This window comes from Pseudomonas sp. No.21 (genome assembly GCF_054558415.1).
Genome location: NZ_BAAJNO010000008.1, coordinates 290,385 through 304,670 on the forward strand (window position 1 = coordinate 290,385; position 14,286 = coordinate 304,670).

The 14,286-nt window shown below is 68.3% G+C and carries 12 protein-coding genes; 3 read left to right on the forward strand and 9 right to left on the reverse strand.

Annotated features, from left to right (window positions below; genetic code table 11):
• Positions 1–229: 229 nt before the first annotated feature.
• On the reverse strand, positions 230–526 hold the full coding sequence (locus tag ACYJSS_RS18735; RefSeq protein WP_111263593.1) for a YgaP family membrane protein: 297 nt from the start codon (positions 524–526) through the stop codon (positions 230–232).
• Positions 527–640: 114 nt separating this feature from the next.
• Entirely contained in the window at positions 641–892 is a 252-nt protein-coding gene (locus ACYJSS_RS18740) for a hypothetical protein (RefSeq protein WP_111263592.1), read from the reverse strand.
• A 340-nt stretch (positions 893–1,232) separates the two neighbouring features.
• Here ACYJSS_RS18740 and ACYJSS_RS18745 point away from each other — a divergent pair, with 340 nt between their 5' ends.
• Positions 1,233–1,769 (forward strand): cysteine hydrolase family protein, encoded by a 537-nt coding sequence (locus tag ACYJSS_RS18745; protein ID WP_236204826.1) that lies wholly within the window; start codon positions 1,233–1,235, stop codon positions 1,767–1,769.
• Positions 1,770–1,932: 163 nt separating this feature from the next.
• Here ACYJSS_RS18745 and ACYJSS_RS18750 read toward each other — a convergent pair whose 3' ends face one another.
• The 7 genes from ACYJSS_RS18750 to bamI (ACYJSS_RS18780) form a co-directional block, all read right to left on the reverse strand.
• Positions 1,933–3,063, reverse strand: a complete 1,131-nt coding sequence (locus ACYJSS_RS18750; protein WP_111263590.1) for a TIGR03364 family FAD-dependent oxidoreductase — start codon at positions 3,061–3,063, stop codon at positions 1,933–1,935.
• Positions 3,064–3,141: 78 nt separating this feature from the next.
• Positions 3,142–4,161 (reverse strand): putative 2-aminoethylphosphonate ABC transporter substrate-binding protein, encoded by a 1,020-nt coding sequence (locus tag ACYJSS_RS18755; RefSeq protein WP_236204825.1) that lies wholly within the window; start codon positions 4,159–4,161, stop codon positions 3,142–3,144.
• A gap of 48 nt (positions 4,162–4,209) precedes the next feature.
• The gene (gene phnX, locus ACYJSS_RS18760; protein ID WP_236204824.1) at positions 4,210–5,037 is read right to left on the reverse strand and encodes a phosphonoacetaldehyde hydrolase; all 828 of its coding nucleotides are present in this window, start codon (positions 5,035–5,037) and stop codon (positions 4,210–4,212) included.
• A gap of 15 nt (positions 5,038–5,052) precedes the next feature.
• Positions 5,053–6,765, reverse strand: coding sequence for a putative 2-aminoethylphosphonate ABC transporter permease subunit (locus ACYJSS_RS18765; protein WP_111263588.1), 1,713 nt, complete (start codon positions 6,763–6,765; stop codon positions 5,053–5,055).
• Positions 6,765–7,814: a putative 2-aminoethylphosphonate ABC transporter ATP-binding protein gene (locus ACYJSS_RS18770; RefSeq protein ID WP_236204823.1), complete on the reverse strand. Its 1,050-nt coding sequence runs from the start codon at positions 7,812–7,814 to the stop codon at positions 6,765–6,767. Before ACYJSS_RS18770 ends, ACYJSS_RS18765 begins: the two co-directional genes overlap by 1 nt.
• 568 nt (positions 7,815–8,382) lie before the next feature.
• Positions 8,383–10,230 (reverse strand): biofilm-associated metzincin protease Mep72, encoded by a 1,848-nt coding sequence (gene mep72, locus ACYJSS_RS18775; RefSeq protein ID WP_236204822.1) that lies wholly within the window; start codon positions 10,228–10,230, stop codon positions 8,383–8,385.
• A gap of 20 nt (positions 10,231–10,250) precedes the next feature.
• Positions 10,251–10,973, reverse strand: coding sequence for a biofilm-associated metzincin protease inhibitor BamI (bamI, locus tag ACYJSS_RS18780; protein WP_459480315.1), 723 nt, complete (start codon positions 10,971–10,973; stop codon positions 10,251–10,253).
• A 778-nt stretch (positions 10,974–11,751) separates the two neighbouring features.
• Between bamI (ACYJSS_RS18780) and bamI (ACYJSS_RS18785) the strand changes: the two genes are divergently transcribed.
• Both bamI (ACYJSS_RS18785) and mep72 (ACYJSS_RS18790) read left to right on the forward strand, forming a co-directional pair.
• Entirely contained in the window at positions 11,752–12,423 is a 672-nt protein-coding gene (bamI, locus tag ACYJSS_RS18785; RefSeq protein ID WP_236204821.1) for a biofilm-associated metzincin protease inhibitor BamI, read from the forward strand.
• A 20-nt stretch (positions 12,424–12,443) separates the two neighbouring features.
• Positions 12,444–14,285: a biofilm-associated metzincin protease Mep72 gene (mep72, locus tag ACYJSS_RS18790; RefSeq protein WP_236204820.1), complete on the forward strand. Its 1,842-nt coding sequence runs from the start codon at positions 12,444–12,446 to the stop codon at positions 14,283–14,285.
• The last annotated feature ends 1 nt before the right edge of the window (position 14,286 follow it).

Genomic DNA, 14,286 nt, shown 5'->3' on the forward strand with positions numbered 1-14,286 from the left:
AGCCCATCGATGGGGCGTACCCCGCGGCTGGCCGCTTTCGTAGGATGGTGTAGAGCGAAGCGAAACCCATGCTTTAGGCGTGCCAGGAATCCAGATGAGCCCTGAAAGCGCCGTGCTTGGGCCTTTTCGTTGAGTCCGAAACAGCTACCGCACACAGAGCCGATTCATTCGCGACGGGGCGGCGCGAAGGCGTCACCCCCAGCTGCCTGGGGGTGACGCCAATTCCGGCTCACGCGTTGCGATGCAACTCGGCCAACTTCGCTGCGGCCTCTTCGATGCGCGCCTTGAGCGCTTCGATTTCCTCGCGACGTTCGGCGATCACCCGCTTCGCCGGGCAATGCCCGGTGAGGCCACGGGCAAGCACCACGCCACCCCCGCCGGCACGCAGCCACCCGACCAGGCCACCCTGGCGCAGACCGGTACCGACCATCACCAGGCCGCCTGCGATGCACAGGAAGCGTTCCCACCCCTCGACGTTATGAGGGCGGGCAGCGTTTTCACGGGACTGGGGTTCGAAGGCGACCATGGCGTTCTCCTGGCTCTAGGGGGGTTGTAGTAACGACTGGCCAGGTGCGTTCGGGGTTCAGTGTGCTGGACGAGCGGAGCGCGGGACCACCGCGAAGGCGGCCCCGCCTGCAGCTCATGAAGGCTTGCGGCCCTGGTCGAGGCTCTGGTCCACCAGCCAGCGGCCATGGGCCAGGGAGGCGCGGCGGGCGCTGTCCTCCTCGGCGAGGAAGGCCGAGCTGGCTGGCAACGGGATGCGCCGGGTACGGCTGCCATCGGGGGCGGTGATGTGCACACCGCCGGCCCAGGGCGTGGGGATGCCCGGGTGCTCGATCAGGTGCGCGGTGATGATGTGGTCACGGTGGGTGCACTGGTTGCTGCTGTTCATGGCTCTGCCTCCAATAGGCGGGAGGAGCGGGATAAGGCGTCGGCCCTCCCTTCGAGTGGATGCCCAGCGGGCATGGACCTTCACCATAGCGCAGGCCCGCGCCACGACCGCACGGGCCGACGAGCCGCACCCCGGGAGGCGTTGACAGCGTCGGGGCGCCCCCAGCAGTATCGACGCCATGAACGCCGCCCTCCGCCGCACTACCACCACCTCCACCACCGCCATGTGCGGGGCGAGCGGGTGTGCGTAGCGGATAGCGCGAGAAGACCCAAGGCCCCGCCAGCGATGGACGGGGCCTTTTCTTTTGCCCCGGCGTCACTGGCATTCAAGGAGATATGCCATGCACGACCCGAGGAAATCCGCCCTGCTGATCATCGACATGCAGGTCGCGCTCTATGAAGGACCCGACAAGCCCTGGCAGGCCGAACTGCTGCTGACCCGGGTCAACCAGCTGATCGCCCGCGCCCGCGCCTCCGGGACACCGATCTTCGCGGCACGCTTCGCCGGCCCAGAAGGCTCGCCGGTGGCACCGGGCAGCAAGGGCTGGTCGCTGCACCCGCGCCTGGCCGTGGACCCGGCGCGCGATCGCATCCTCGACAAGAACCGCCCCAGCTGCTTCGCAGGCACCCGCCTGGACGACTGGCTGCGCGACGCCTCCATCGGCGAACTCGTGGTAGCCGGCATGAAGACCCAGTACTGCGTCGACAGCACCTGCCGCGCCGCCGCCGAGCTCGGCTACCGCGTGGTGCTGGTCGAAGACGCCCACAGCTGCATGGACACCCCGGCGCTGGATGCCTCGGCGATCATCCGCCACCACAACCTGACGCTGTCGGGACCGTTCGCCACGCTGGCGAAGACCGCCGAGGTGAGCTTCTGAGGAAAGCCGGGGCGACTGTAGGGGCGACTTCAGTCGCCAAGCGGTGCGCAGCACCGCCCTACAGCCAGCCCGGGTGGGCGTAGGGTGGGCTTCAGCCCACCGATGGGCGCTGCACAACGCTTCGCGAGCAGAGCTCGCTCCTACGGGATGTCCCGCTCCCACTTCACCCCAGCAACGACGCCACCGTGCGCTCGCCCAGCGCCGGGCCGATGCTCATGCCCAGGCCGGTGTGCATCAGCACGGCGGTGACGCCCGGGATGGCCTTGAGCACCGAGAACGGGCCGGGGCCGCGTGCGCCGTAGACGCCCTGCCAGCGCTCGAGCACCTGCAGGCGGGTGCCGAGGGTGTGTTCGGCGAGGTCGAGCATCAGGTTGTCCACCGCTTCGGCGTTGAACGGCGAGGCGTCGCGGCCGTAGTCGTGGGAGTCGCCGATGATCAGCTCGCCATAGGGCGTGGGGCTGACCAGCAGGTGGATGCCGTGCTGTTCCAGTTCGGGGGTGTGCTGCTCGATCTGGCCACGGATGGCTTCGGCTTCCGGCAGGTCGGAGAAGGCGCCGTAGTGCACGCAGCTGAGGCCGGTGAGCACGGCGTGCTGCAGGCCGATGTCCACCGCCGGGCGTGCGCGGAGCATCTGCAGGCGGCAGACGCTGGGCTGCAGCGGGGCGATCTGCTCGGCCAGCAGGGTCAGGTAGTCATGGCCGGAGCAGACGATGATCTGCTCGGCGCGGCAGCTGCCGGCGCTGGTGTGCACGCGGTTCTGCTCGACGTCGCGCACCAGGGTGGAGAAATGGAAGGTCACGCCCAGCTCGTCACGCAGGTAGTTCACCAGCGCCGGGATGGCCTCGCGGGAATACAGCTGCTGGTCGTCCAGGCCGTGCAGGGCCACGCGGTGGTGGCTGAACTGGCCCTGGTAGAGGTCGTGCAGGCGCTCGCCGCGCAGCAGTTCGACGCGGTAGCCGTGCTCGACGGCGCGGGTGGCGCAGAAGGCCTCCAGCAATTCCTCTTCCGCCTCGGTGCGGGCGAACAGCAGGGAGCCGTTGCGGCGGATATGGAAGCCGGCCACTTCGGCCAGCTCCGCCCAGATCGTCCGCGCCTCACGGGCCAGGGCGAACATCGGGCCCGGCGCCTGGCCGGTGATCAGCGCCTGGCCGAAGTTGCGCACCGAGGCGCCCAGGGGCCGGTCGCTGCGCTCGAACACGCTGACCTTGAGGCCGCGCCGGGCGGCGGCATAGGCGTGGGACAGGCCGAGGATGCCGGCGCCGACGATGGCGATATCGGTGTCGTGGAGGGGCATGGGTATCTCCTGGAATTCGATGCCCGTCCTCCCCGACCCTCTCCCCGCAGAGAGAGGGCGAAGGGAACGGGCTGGGGCTTACTGCGGCAGCTTCTCGGACTTGCCGTCGTAGCGCTTGCGCCATTCGGCGAGGATCGAATCGCGGTTCTTCGAAGCCCACGCGAAGTCGTTCTTGATCAGGCGCTGCTCGTAGTCGGCAGGCAGTTCGGTCTGCGGCTTGGCGATGCCGGGGGCGGCGAGGACGGCGAAGTTCTCCTTGTACAGGTCCATGGCGGCGGGGCTGGCGGAGAAGTCGGCGAGCTTCCTGGCGGCGTCGAGCTTGTCGGTGCCCTTGACGATGCCGGTGGCTTCGATTTCCCAGCCCAGGCCCTCCTTCGGCAGGACGATGTCCAGCGGCGCGCCCTGGCGCTTCAGCTGCACGGCCGGGTATTCGAAGGAGATGCCGATGGGGAACTCACCGGCGGCGGCCAGCTTGCACGGCTTGGAGCCGGAATGGACGTACTGGCCGATGTTCTGGTGCAGCGCATCCATGTAGGCCCAGCCCTGCTTCTCGCCGAAGGTCTGCAGCCAGGCGCTGACGTCGAGGAAGCCGGTGCCGGAGGACGCCGGGTTGGGCATGACGATCTTGCCCTTGTATTCGGGCTTGGTCAGGTCTTCCCAGCTGCCGGGCTTGGTCAGGCCCTGCTTCTCGGCTTCCACGGTGTTGAAGCAGATGGTCGCGGCCCACACGTCCATGCCCACCCAGGCCGGCGGGTTGGCGGCGTCGCGGTAGTTGCCGCCGATGCTGTCCAGGTGCTTGGGCGCGTAGTGCTCGAGCATGCCCTGGGTGTCGAGGATGGCCAGGCTGGAGGCGGCCAGGCCCCACACGGCGTCGGCCTGGGGACGTTCCTTCTCGGCCAGCAGCTTGGCGGTGATGATGCCGGTGGAGTCGCGCACCCACTTGATCTCGATGTCCGGGTTTTCCTTCTCGAAGGCCTTCTTGTAGGCTGCCAGCTGCTCGGCCTCCAGGGCGGTGTAGACGGTCAGCTCGGTGGCGGCCTGGGCCTGCAGGGCGAAGCCTGCGACAACGGCGGCAGCGAAGGCGAGACGCTTGAACATGTGAAGCTCCTTGGTTGGTGTGCTGGGGTCGGGTTTGGCTTGCTGTGGTTAGGCGTTGGCAGGGGTTTCGCCGCGCGCCAGGCGGGCGTTGATCAGGTCGATCACCTCCGGCAGGTCGGCGATGGTATCGATCAGGTAGTGCGGGCGGCTCGGCGCGAACAGCGCGTCGATGCGAGCGCGCTCCTCGGCCAGGCGCGCGGCCGGCAGGGCCTGGTAGGCGGCGAAGTCCAGCCCGAGGAAGTTGCCGGAGAAGCGCAGCGCCACGGTCCACATGCCGGCGCTGCGGCCTTCGAGGATGCCGGGCTCGGTGTCGTCCACCTTCACGCAGGCGGCGACATCGTCGAGGCCGAGGGCGATGACGTTGGCCAGCGCCTGGGCCGGGCTCGGGCGGCCCTTGGGCACCTCGTCGGTGGCGACCACATGGTCCGGGCGGTAGCCGGCCTCGGCGGCCAGTTCCACCACCTTGTCCATCACCACCCTGGGGTAGCCGGAGCAGGTGCCGATCTTCAGCCCGCGCTGGCGCAGGGCGGCGATGGCGTCCAGGGCGCCGGGGATCAGCGCCGAGTGCTCGCCGACCTTGGCGATCTGCAGCGGCATGAAGCGCTCGTAGATCGCGGTGACGTCCGCGTCCGTGGGCAATCGGCCGAAGCGGCGCTCGAAGCGCGCGGCTATGGCCGGCACGTTGCAGAGGGTGCGGATGTGGTCCCACTTGCCCATGCCCATGGGGCCGCGTGCTTCCTCCAGGCTGATCTCGACGTCGAAGCTGGCGAAGGCCTCGACGAAGATCCGCGTGGGGGCGAAGGAGCCGAAGTCGACCACGGTGCCGGCCCAGTCGAGGATGGCGGCCTGCAGGTGCGTGGGGGTCTGGTAATGCATGGGGATCTCCGTGGATCAGTGGCCGGGCGCGGTCTGGCGCCAGGCCTGGGAGCGGCGCAGCAGGCCGCGCGAGGCCCCGGCCAGCAGCAGCGAGACGGCGGCCGAGGTGAGCAGGATGAGGGTGGACATGGCGGCCGCGCCGCCGACGTTGCCGGCGTCGTCCATGTTCAGCACGGCGACGGCGGCCAGCACGCTGCTCGGGCTGTAGAGGAAGATCGCGGCGGACACGGTGGTCATGGCCGAGACGAACAGGTAGCGGACGATGTCCAGCAGCGCCGGCAGGCAGATGGGCAGCGTCACCTTCAGGTAGTGGCGGTACAGCGGCATCTTCAGCGACAGCGCGGCGGCCTCGAACTCGCCGTCGAGCTGGCGCAGCGCGGTGCTGGCGGTCATCTGCGCGGTGGTGAGGAAGTGCGCGATGGAGCACACCACCAGCAGCGTCATGCTGCCGTAGAGGCCATGCAGCGGGTTGGCCGGCAGGTTGAAGAAGAAGACGTAGCCCAGGCCCAGCACCAGCCCGGGCACCGCCATGGGCACGAAGCTGAGCAGGCGCAGCACCTGGTTCAGGGCGCGCTGGCCGTGGGTCTTCTCCATCAGCCAGGCGCCGGTGAAGATCAGCGCGCTGCCGAACAGCGCGGTGCAGGTCGCCAGGGTCAGGCTGTTGCGGTACGCCAGCCAGCCGCCGCCGGCGCCCTCCTCGAAGGCGTAGTGGCGCAGGGACAGCGACAGGTTGTAGGGCCAGAACTTCACCAGCGAGGAGTACACCGCCATGCCCAGCACCCCCAGCAGCACGGCGCAGACCAGCAGCACCAGGGCGAGGAAGCAGGCATCGCGCAGGCGCGAGGGCTTGGGCTGGTGGACCTGGGCGCGACCGCTCATGGCATCGCCCTGGCGCCGGCGCAGCCAGGCATCGACACCGAAGCTGAGCAGGGCCGGCAGCAGCAGCACCATGCCGATCAGCGCGCCACGGCCGAACTGCTGCTGCCCCACCACCGCCTTGTAGGCCTCCAGGGCCAGCACCTGATAGTCGCCGCCCACCACCACCGGCACGCCGAAGTCGGTGATGGTCAGGGTGAACACCAGGCAGAAAGCGGCGAACACGGCCTGGCGCGTGGCCGGCCAGGTGATGCTGCGGAAAGCCTTCCAGGGCCCGGCGCCCATGCTGGAGGCGGCGTCGAACAGGCGGCCGTCGGCCAGGGACAGCGCCGAGATGAGGATCATCAGCGCATGGGGGAAGGTGTAGATGGCCTCGCCCAGGACGATGCCCCAGAAGCCGTAGATGTTGTCCGGCAGCCAGCCGCGCAACAGGCCCTGGTTGCCGAACAGGTAGATCAGCGCGATCCCCGGCAGCATCGAGGGCGCCAGCAGCGGCAACAGGGAGATGCCGCGCCACAGCCCCTTGCCCGGGATCAGCGTGCGGGTCAGGGCGTAGGCGAACAAGTAGGCCACCGGCACCACCAGGGCGGCGACGCTGAGGGAGACCTTGAGGCTGTTGCCCAGCAGCCAGTGGAAGTTGGCGCTGGCCAGCAGCTCACGGGCCGCCACCAGGCCACCGCCCTGCCCGGCTTCACCGCTGAAGCCGCGCCAGAAGATGGCCGCCAGGGGCAGCACCACGGCGACGGCGAGGAAGGCCAGGAACAGGCACTTGCCGCCCTGGATGAACAGGCGGTCGCCCAGGTTGCCGGGGCGACGGCGGGCGCTCTGCGGGAGGGCCAGGGTGCGCTCCATCAGGCGAACACCTGCAGGCTGCGGGACGGCAGCGCCACCCAGATGTCCGGCCCGCCGAGGCGCGGCATCTGCGCCGGGTCCAGCTCGGCCAGCAGCGGGTGGCCGGGCAAGGCGTCCAGCTCGAAGCTCACCCGGCAGCGGTTGCCGAGGAAGGTGATCTCGCGCACCTGGGCGCGGAAGCGGTTGTCGTCGTCCTGGCCGGGCTCCACGGCGATGGCCTCGGGGCGGCAGAACAGCTGGCCACTGGCGCCCTCGCCCGCCTGTTCGGGCAGGCACAGGCGCAGGTCGCCGACCCGGGCATGGCACCCCTCGCGACCCTCGAAGGGCAGCCAGTTGCCCTGGCCGACGAAGCTGGCCACGAAAGGCGTGGCCGGGCGCCGGTAGATGGCTTCGGGGGTGTCGTACTGCTCGACCCGGCCGTGGTTCATCACCGCGATGCGGTCGGCCATGAGCATGGCCTCGTCCTGGTTGTGGGTGACCATCAGGGTGGTGATGCCCAGGCGCTTCTGCAGCTGGCGCAGCTCGGTGCACAGGTGCTCGCGCACGCGGGCGTCCAGCGCCGACATGGGCTCGTCCAGCAACAGCAGCGACGGCGACGGCGCCAGGGCGCGGGCCAGGGCCACGCGCTGCTGCTGGCCGCCGGACAGCTGGCCGGGGTACTTCTTCTCGCTGCCGGTCAGGCCCACCAGCTCGAGCATCTGCGCCACGCGCTGGCGGGCTTCTTCACGGCTGGCGCCGGTGAGGCCGTAGGCGATGTTCTGCTCGACGCTGAGGTTGGGGAACAGCGCATAGGACTGGAACAGGATGCCGTAGTCACGGGCCTGGGGCGGCAGGTGGGAGATGTCCCGCCCGCCCATGTACAGAACGCCGCTGTCCTGGCGCTCCAGCCCGGCGATGCAGCGCAGCAGCGTGGTCTTGCCACAGCCGGAGGGGCCCAGCAGGCACACCAGCTCGCCTTCGGCGATGTCCAGGGACACCCCGTCCAGGGCGGTGAAGCTGCCGAAGCGCTTGCGCACTTCGCAAGCCTGCAGATAGGGGGTGGCGGACATGACAGGACCTCGCAGAACACTGGCGCACCGCAGGAAGCGCGGTACGGCTCGACGAGGCTGATGCTAGGGAGCAAATGCGAAATCCATGTGGCGATAACCCCAAGCCCACCGATAGTGGCATTGGCGGATTTGGTATAGGCCAGCGCTCGGATAGTGCGCGCAGCAGCCTCGGGATGGGCCTGAGTGCACTTCTTCTGCTCGAAAACAATCCCCTATCCAAAGCGCACTCTGTTGCCGTGCCTGACTCAGAAGGTGATGCAGCAGATAGCGCCCCTTCAGAAGGCCGAGTGGAATCGTCGTGGAAGGGGTTGAGCGACATGGATGTCGCGAGAGCGCTGCCGGGCCAGGGATGGCCCGTCAGCGCGTGCCCCTGGAACGACGATGGAGTGAGGGGACCCGACGCAGTCGGGCCGGATGCAGGGGCAAGTTTTTTGGTTCCTTTTCAACGATTGGAAAAGGGACTCGCCCGGGAGGGCGAAACAAAAAACATCCGCTGAACTCAATAAACACCCGAGCGTTGCTGCACTCGTACAGCCCGGCCCCTGCAACAGGGACCGGGCGTGCGGGCTTAAAGCCGGTTGAGGCTGACGTTGTCCAGGTACAGCGACTGGTCGGCACGGGTGCTGAGCACCATCAGCTCCATGCGCCGGTAGGTTCCGGCCGGCACCTGGAAGCTCTGCTGCAGCTTGCCCCAGGTGCCGCCCTGGGTATTGACCACGCCCAAGGACAGCAGGCGCCCGCTGCCGGCGGTGTCTTCCAGGTAGAGGTAGGCATAGGCCAGCGCAGCCACGCTGGCGGTGCGGCTCACCATCACGTCGGCGGCGAAGCGGTAGGAAAGCCCCGGCTGCACCTTGCCGGCCAGGAGCAGGCTGGCGCCGGTGCCGTCGGCCTTGCGGGCGTAGACCTCCAGGGACTTGCCGGTGGCTGCCAGGGCGGTCAGCCGGGTGCTGCCGTAGAAGCCCGTCCACTCGCCGATGGCGCTGTCGAAGTTCCAGCCAAAAGCGGCCGCGGTCGTCGGGGTGATGGGCTTGGCGGGGGTCACTTCGCTGAGTTCCACCTCATCCAGCAGCACGGCCAGGCGGTTGACGCTGACCAGGCCCAGGTAGGTGTTGCGGATGACGCTGGCCGGCGGCTGGTAGACGAAGGTCATGTCGATGGGGGTGAACTCGCTGCTGGTCACCGACTTGATCACACCGTTGGCCGTGCTGTAGCTGATGCCGGCATTCTCTTCGTGGAGCATGCCCAGGTAGACGTTGCCGCGCACGTTGGTGCCCTTGAGCATCACCTTGGCCTTGAGGCGGTAGGTGGCGCCGACCTTCAGTGCGCCCACGGAGGTGGCCAGCACGTCGTCGCGGCCGGCCGGCAGCTCGAACTGCAGGGCGTCGTCACGGCAGGTCTTGCCGACGTTGAGGGTGCTGAGCTTGGCCACGTTGAGCAGGGCCTTCCAGCCATCCAGGGTGCGGAACTCGCCATTGGTCACCAGGCTGCTCAGCGCCGGCTTGCTGCACCAGGCCGGGGTCACCGGGGTCGTCGGCGTGGCGGGTGTGGTCGGCGTGGCAGGTGTGGCCGGCGTCGTGGGCGTCGAGGTCGGGTTGACCGTCTCCGGCACCTTGGTCGGCCGCAAGGTGGCGATCTGCGCGGCCATGTCGTTCAGTGCCCGGGCCGCGTCGGCGAAGCCGGCTCGCCCGCAGGCCTGGTTGGCGCAGGTGCTGTCCACCACTGCCGGCGTTGAGAACAGCGGCGCCTGCGCGGTGGCGTTGAACACCTGGGGGTAGGCCATGATGGTGGAGTAGCGCCCCTGCACGCCGTAGCCCCGGCCCCATTCGTAGGTGCCCTGGTGGATGCCCCGGGCCAGGTAGGTGTAGTAGCCCTCGGTCTGGTCCTGCTCGTAGGAGTGGCGCAGGCCCAGGTTGTGGCCGATCTCGTGGGCCATGGTGCTCAGGCTGCAGTCCACCCCGGTGATGCCATAGGCACTGGCCCAGGCACCGTTCTGGAAGGTGCCGCTGTTCTTCGGCCCGGAGAGCACGTAGCCGATGCCGCACACGCCGTAGCCCTGCCCCACCTGGGTGCGGCTGATCAGCTGCACCACGTCCGCGCCGTAGGTCTCGCGCAGCTGCTGCACGCGCGGGTCGGCGGCGAAGGCGGAGAGGTCCTTGTCGGAGATGGTCGGGTAGCTGGCCCAGGTCAGCGGCTGGGCGTTGACCAGGCGCAGGCGCAGGTTGACGTTGCTCTTCTTGAACGCGTTGTTGGCGTACTCGATGTAGCTGGCGATGCGGGCGTTGATGTCGCGGCCGTTGGGCAGGGCCTGGGCGTCCTTGGTGTAGAGCACCAGCAGGTCGACGGTGCGCGGTTCGGTGGCGGCCTGGGCGAACGGGGCCAGCAGGATCACGGCCAGGCAGGCGAGCAGTTTCTTCATGGTCTTCGTTCCTGTAGCGCTCAGCCGCGGGTCGGCGGCGGGAGGGGCTGCAACGGCGTGGAGTCGGGGGTGATGAGCACGTCCGGGGTGGCGCGCATCAGCAACTGGTTCTGGTCGGTCACCAGGGTGCTGCCGGTGGCGTTGTCCACCACCATGGAGAGGGTCTGCTCGCGGGTGGCGAGGGTGATGTGGGTCTCCAGCTGGCCCTGCACCACGGTGAGGGTGTCTTCCGGCTGGCCACCTTCCACCGGGCCGCTCCAGACGGCAGCGCCGCCGGTGTTGTGGGTCTCGTCCAGCGTGGCGCGCAGCGGCGCCTGGCGGCCGGGCACGCCCAGCTGCAGGGTCTTGCCGACGGCCAGCGCGCCCAGGGAGGTGGTCGCCACCTGGGTGCGGTAGAGGGTCATTTCCTGTTGTTGCTCGGGCACCAGGGACTGGCTGTCCCAGAGTTCGACCACCGTATCGCCCGCCGCCTGCACCGCAGGCGCAGCAAGGTTGCGGGGGGCCGCTACGACATTGACCGCGACCGGCGCCTGGCTGGCCGCGACAGCAGCAGCCACCCTCGCAGGCGCAGCCGGTGCTGCGTCTACAGGGGGCATTGGCACAGACGCGCGTTCGGCGACAGGAGCCGCCGACGGTGGGGAATCGCGCAGGAGGACGGCGAAGGTGACACCTGAAGTGACCAGGGCAACCGCCAGGTAGAGCAACGTACGGGGCATGACGACCTTCCCATGTTCTACCCGCATGAGCGGGTGGCAGCGAAACCACGGAGAAGCATCCCTGACGAACCGTGGAACAGGTTCGACCGTTGCGAGGGGTAACGGCCAGTTGTTCTATTTATTGACGCCAGAAAATTGATATCACAGTGCCTTCATTGCGCATAAATACGCTTTCGCTATTAGCCAGGCGTCGATTAACAGCGACGGGTTCCAAGCAAGCCGCGCCCCTTCCTGCCTTCTGGCTGCTCGCATTCACCCCGATTGAACGGCACGAGAAAGTTGAACGCGTTCAACTTCCACGGGTGAACCACGCACCACCTTAAACAGCTGCTCAATGACCATCGGGAGAATTGGGATTTCTCGCACACTGCCGGTTTGACAGCCCAGGCGCCAATCATGGGTAATGGCCAAACCCGGCGGCTTCCCGCAGCAAACTGCTGATAACAGGTCGCCATCATCGACAGAGTTGTTCGACAAATCCCTTTGATTACAAGGCGTTGTGAAACCGCTCAAATGAGCGCCACTTCACGTTCCCTTATTTCCCTTACTTGAACTTTCACACTTCCAGATCCGGGCAATCTGATGACTGAATCCAACTTTTAAACTTCAACAAACACCCCACGTCTGAATAAGTGATACGCACTTCATCACGGCGCTACTTCACCTGCTCAACCGAACATCCGACGTCATTGAATTCAATGGCCGGCCTCTGCCTGCCCGTTGATCGACCCCGCCTGCGCATCACGGACGTGCCCCGGCGGATCACCACTACCCGGCCCATGCCGGGTGCATGAAAGGAGAACCCATGCGGAAAATCTGGCTCTACCCGGCCGTCGCCCTGGTGACGGCCGGCACGACGCTCGCCGTCCTGCTCAAGGACGCGCCGGCACAAGGCGAACGGCCCCCCGTCGCCTCGTCACCGACCGCCGCAGGCAGCATCGCCCTCCCCGCCTTGCCGGGCGCAGGCGACCAGGCGCAGGGCTCGGTGCAGGCCACCGGCAAGGCTGCGCCCGCCCTACCGGCGAACGAGCACGGCGAGGCCACCCTGGCCCTGTGGGCGCCTGACGCCCTGCAGGCCGAGGAGCAGGACGGCATGACCGTCTATCACACCCGCACCTCCCCCGACCTGCTGGGCGCGCTCGCCGTGGGCCGCACCCTGCAACTGGGCGTGCCGGGCCGCCAGGAACCGCTGCGCGCCAAGCTGGAACAGACCCACAACACCGGCAGCACCGCCGTGTGGAGCGGCGTGGTGGAAGGCGGCAGCGACGCCGACACCCTGACCGTGGTGAAAGGCCGGCTGGAGACCCACATCACCCTCGCCACCCCCGAGCAGACCCTGTCCTTCGTGGTGGACAACGCCACCGGCGCCACCCAGGTGACCGACCAGAACGCGCTGCTGATGCGCGCCACGCCGGACCCGATCGTCACCCCCGACGCCAAGCAACTGCCTCCCCTGCCGCCGCCCGCCCAGGGCTGATCCAACAAGGAACGTCCCCCATGAAAAGACTCTTCATCGGCGCCCTGCTGGCCGTCGCCGTCCAGGCCGCCCATGCGGCCGAGCCGCGTACCGTCGACCTGCTGGTGCTCTACACCAAGGACGCCCAGGCGCTGCCCAACGGCCGCGACATGGACGCGCGCATCGCCAGCTACATCGAGTACGCCAACAACGCCTACAAGAAAAGCAACGTCGACCTGCGCCTGCGCCTGGTACATCGCCAACTGCTGGACTGGGCCAGCTACCCCACCGTGTCCAGCCGTGACCTCGCCGCCTTCGCCGCCGACAGCCGCGTGCAGCAGCTGCGTGAAACCTACGGCGCCGACATGGTCCACCTGATCGGCCGCACCCAGGACGGCCAGGGCTACGGCGTGTGCGGCATCGGCTACGTGCTCTCCGGGCCGAAGAACAGCGGCACCTTCAACTCCGGTTCCGCCAACAGCGCCTACGCCATCACAGGCGTGGACTGCAGCCTGAGCACCATGGCCCACGAGATCGGCCACAACATGGGCCTGCGCCACTCCTACGAGCAGGACCAGACCGAGGGCTACTACCAGTCCAGCTGGCACCAGGGCACCTTCGAGTGGAGCCGTGGCTACGGCGTGCAGGGCCAGTTCTCCACCATCATGGGCTACCCCCACGTGTTCAACGCCCGCGTCCAGGCCCCGCTGTTCTCCTCGCCGCGCGTGGTGGACAGCACCTGCGCCAACCAGGCCTGCGGCCAGGAGAACCAGGCCGACGCGGCTCGCGCGCTGAACGCCATGGCCGCGCAGATCGCCGCCCTGCGGGCGAGCAAGGTGCCGGAAACGCAGAACCCCACCAACCCGGGCACCCCCACCACCCCGCCGACCACGCCCCCGACGACACCGCCCACCACCCCGACCCCGGCCTGGTGCAACAAGCAGGCGCTCAAGGGCCTGGTGGCCAATGGCGAATTCCGCACCGAGGAAGGCTGGCAGGCCCTGCTGGGCTATGCCACGACGAGCCTGGTGAACGTCGGCAAGACCTGCCGCGACAACGCCCTGCTGCTCGACCTGGCCAAGGGGGGCAGCGACATCCTCGCCACCCCGGTCAGCGCGCTGCGCGAAGGCACCCGCTACCGCCTGCGTGCCAAGGTCATGCTCAAGGGCGCCAATGCCCGCGGCAACCTCTACCTGGGCATCCTCCACGAGGCCAACGACCGCATCAGCTACAGCGGCGCCTCGGGCGTGACCCAGTCGGTGACCAGCAGCGAGTTCACCACCCTGGAACGCACCTTCACCTACACCCGCGCCCAGACCCCGCCGCGCACCACCTACGTCGGCCTGATCAGCCGCGACGGCCTGAGCGTGCTGGTGGATGAGGTGGAGCTGACCGAGGTGACCGAGCCGAAGCCCACCACCCCGACCACCCCCACCGTCCCCTCGACGCTGGCGTGGAACTTCGAGAACGGCGCGGCCGGCTGGGCCGGCTTCCACGGCACCACCCGCCTGGTGGCCCTGGGCGGCAACACCGGCACCTCGCTGGAGAGCTACGCCCGCCTGTACGAAGGCAGCGGCGCCAGCATCCCGCTGCAGAGCAAGGTGCAGGGTGGCCTCGGCTACCGCCTGGCCGCCGACGTGATGATCGGCCGCAACGCCGCCATCAAGGGCCTCACCTACGGCTACCTGTACCTGGAGGACGCCAGCGGCCAGGGTCGCTACCTGCCCCTGGGCATGAGCGGCACCGTGGGCGGCACCTGGAGCCGCCTGCAGCAGGACGTGCAGATCCCCGCCGGCACCTACCGCCGCGTGGAGCTGCTGGTACTGGGCACCCGCAAGGACCAGCCCCTGTACCTGGACAACGTCAGCTTCAACCGGCTCTGAG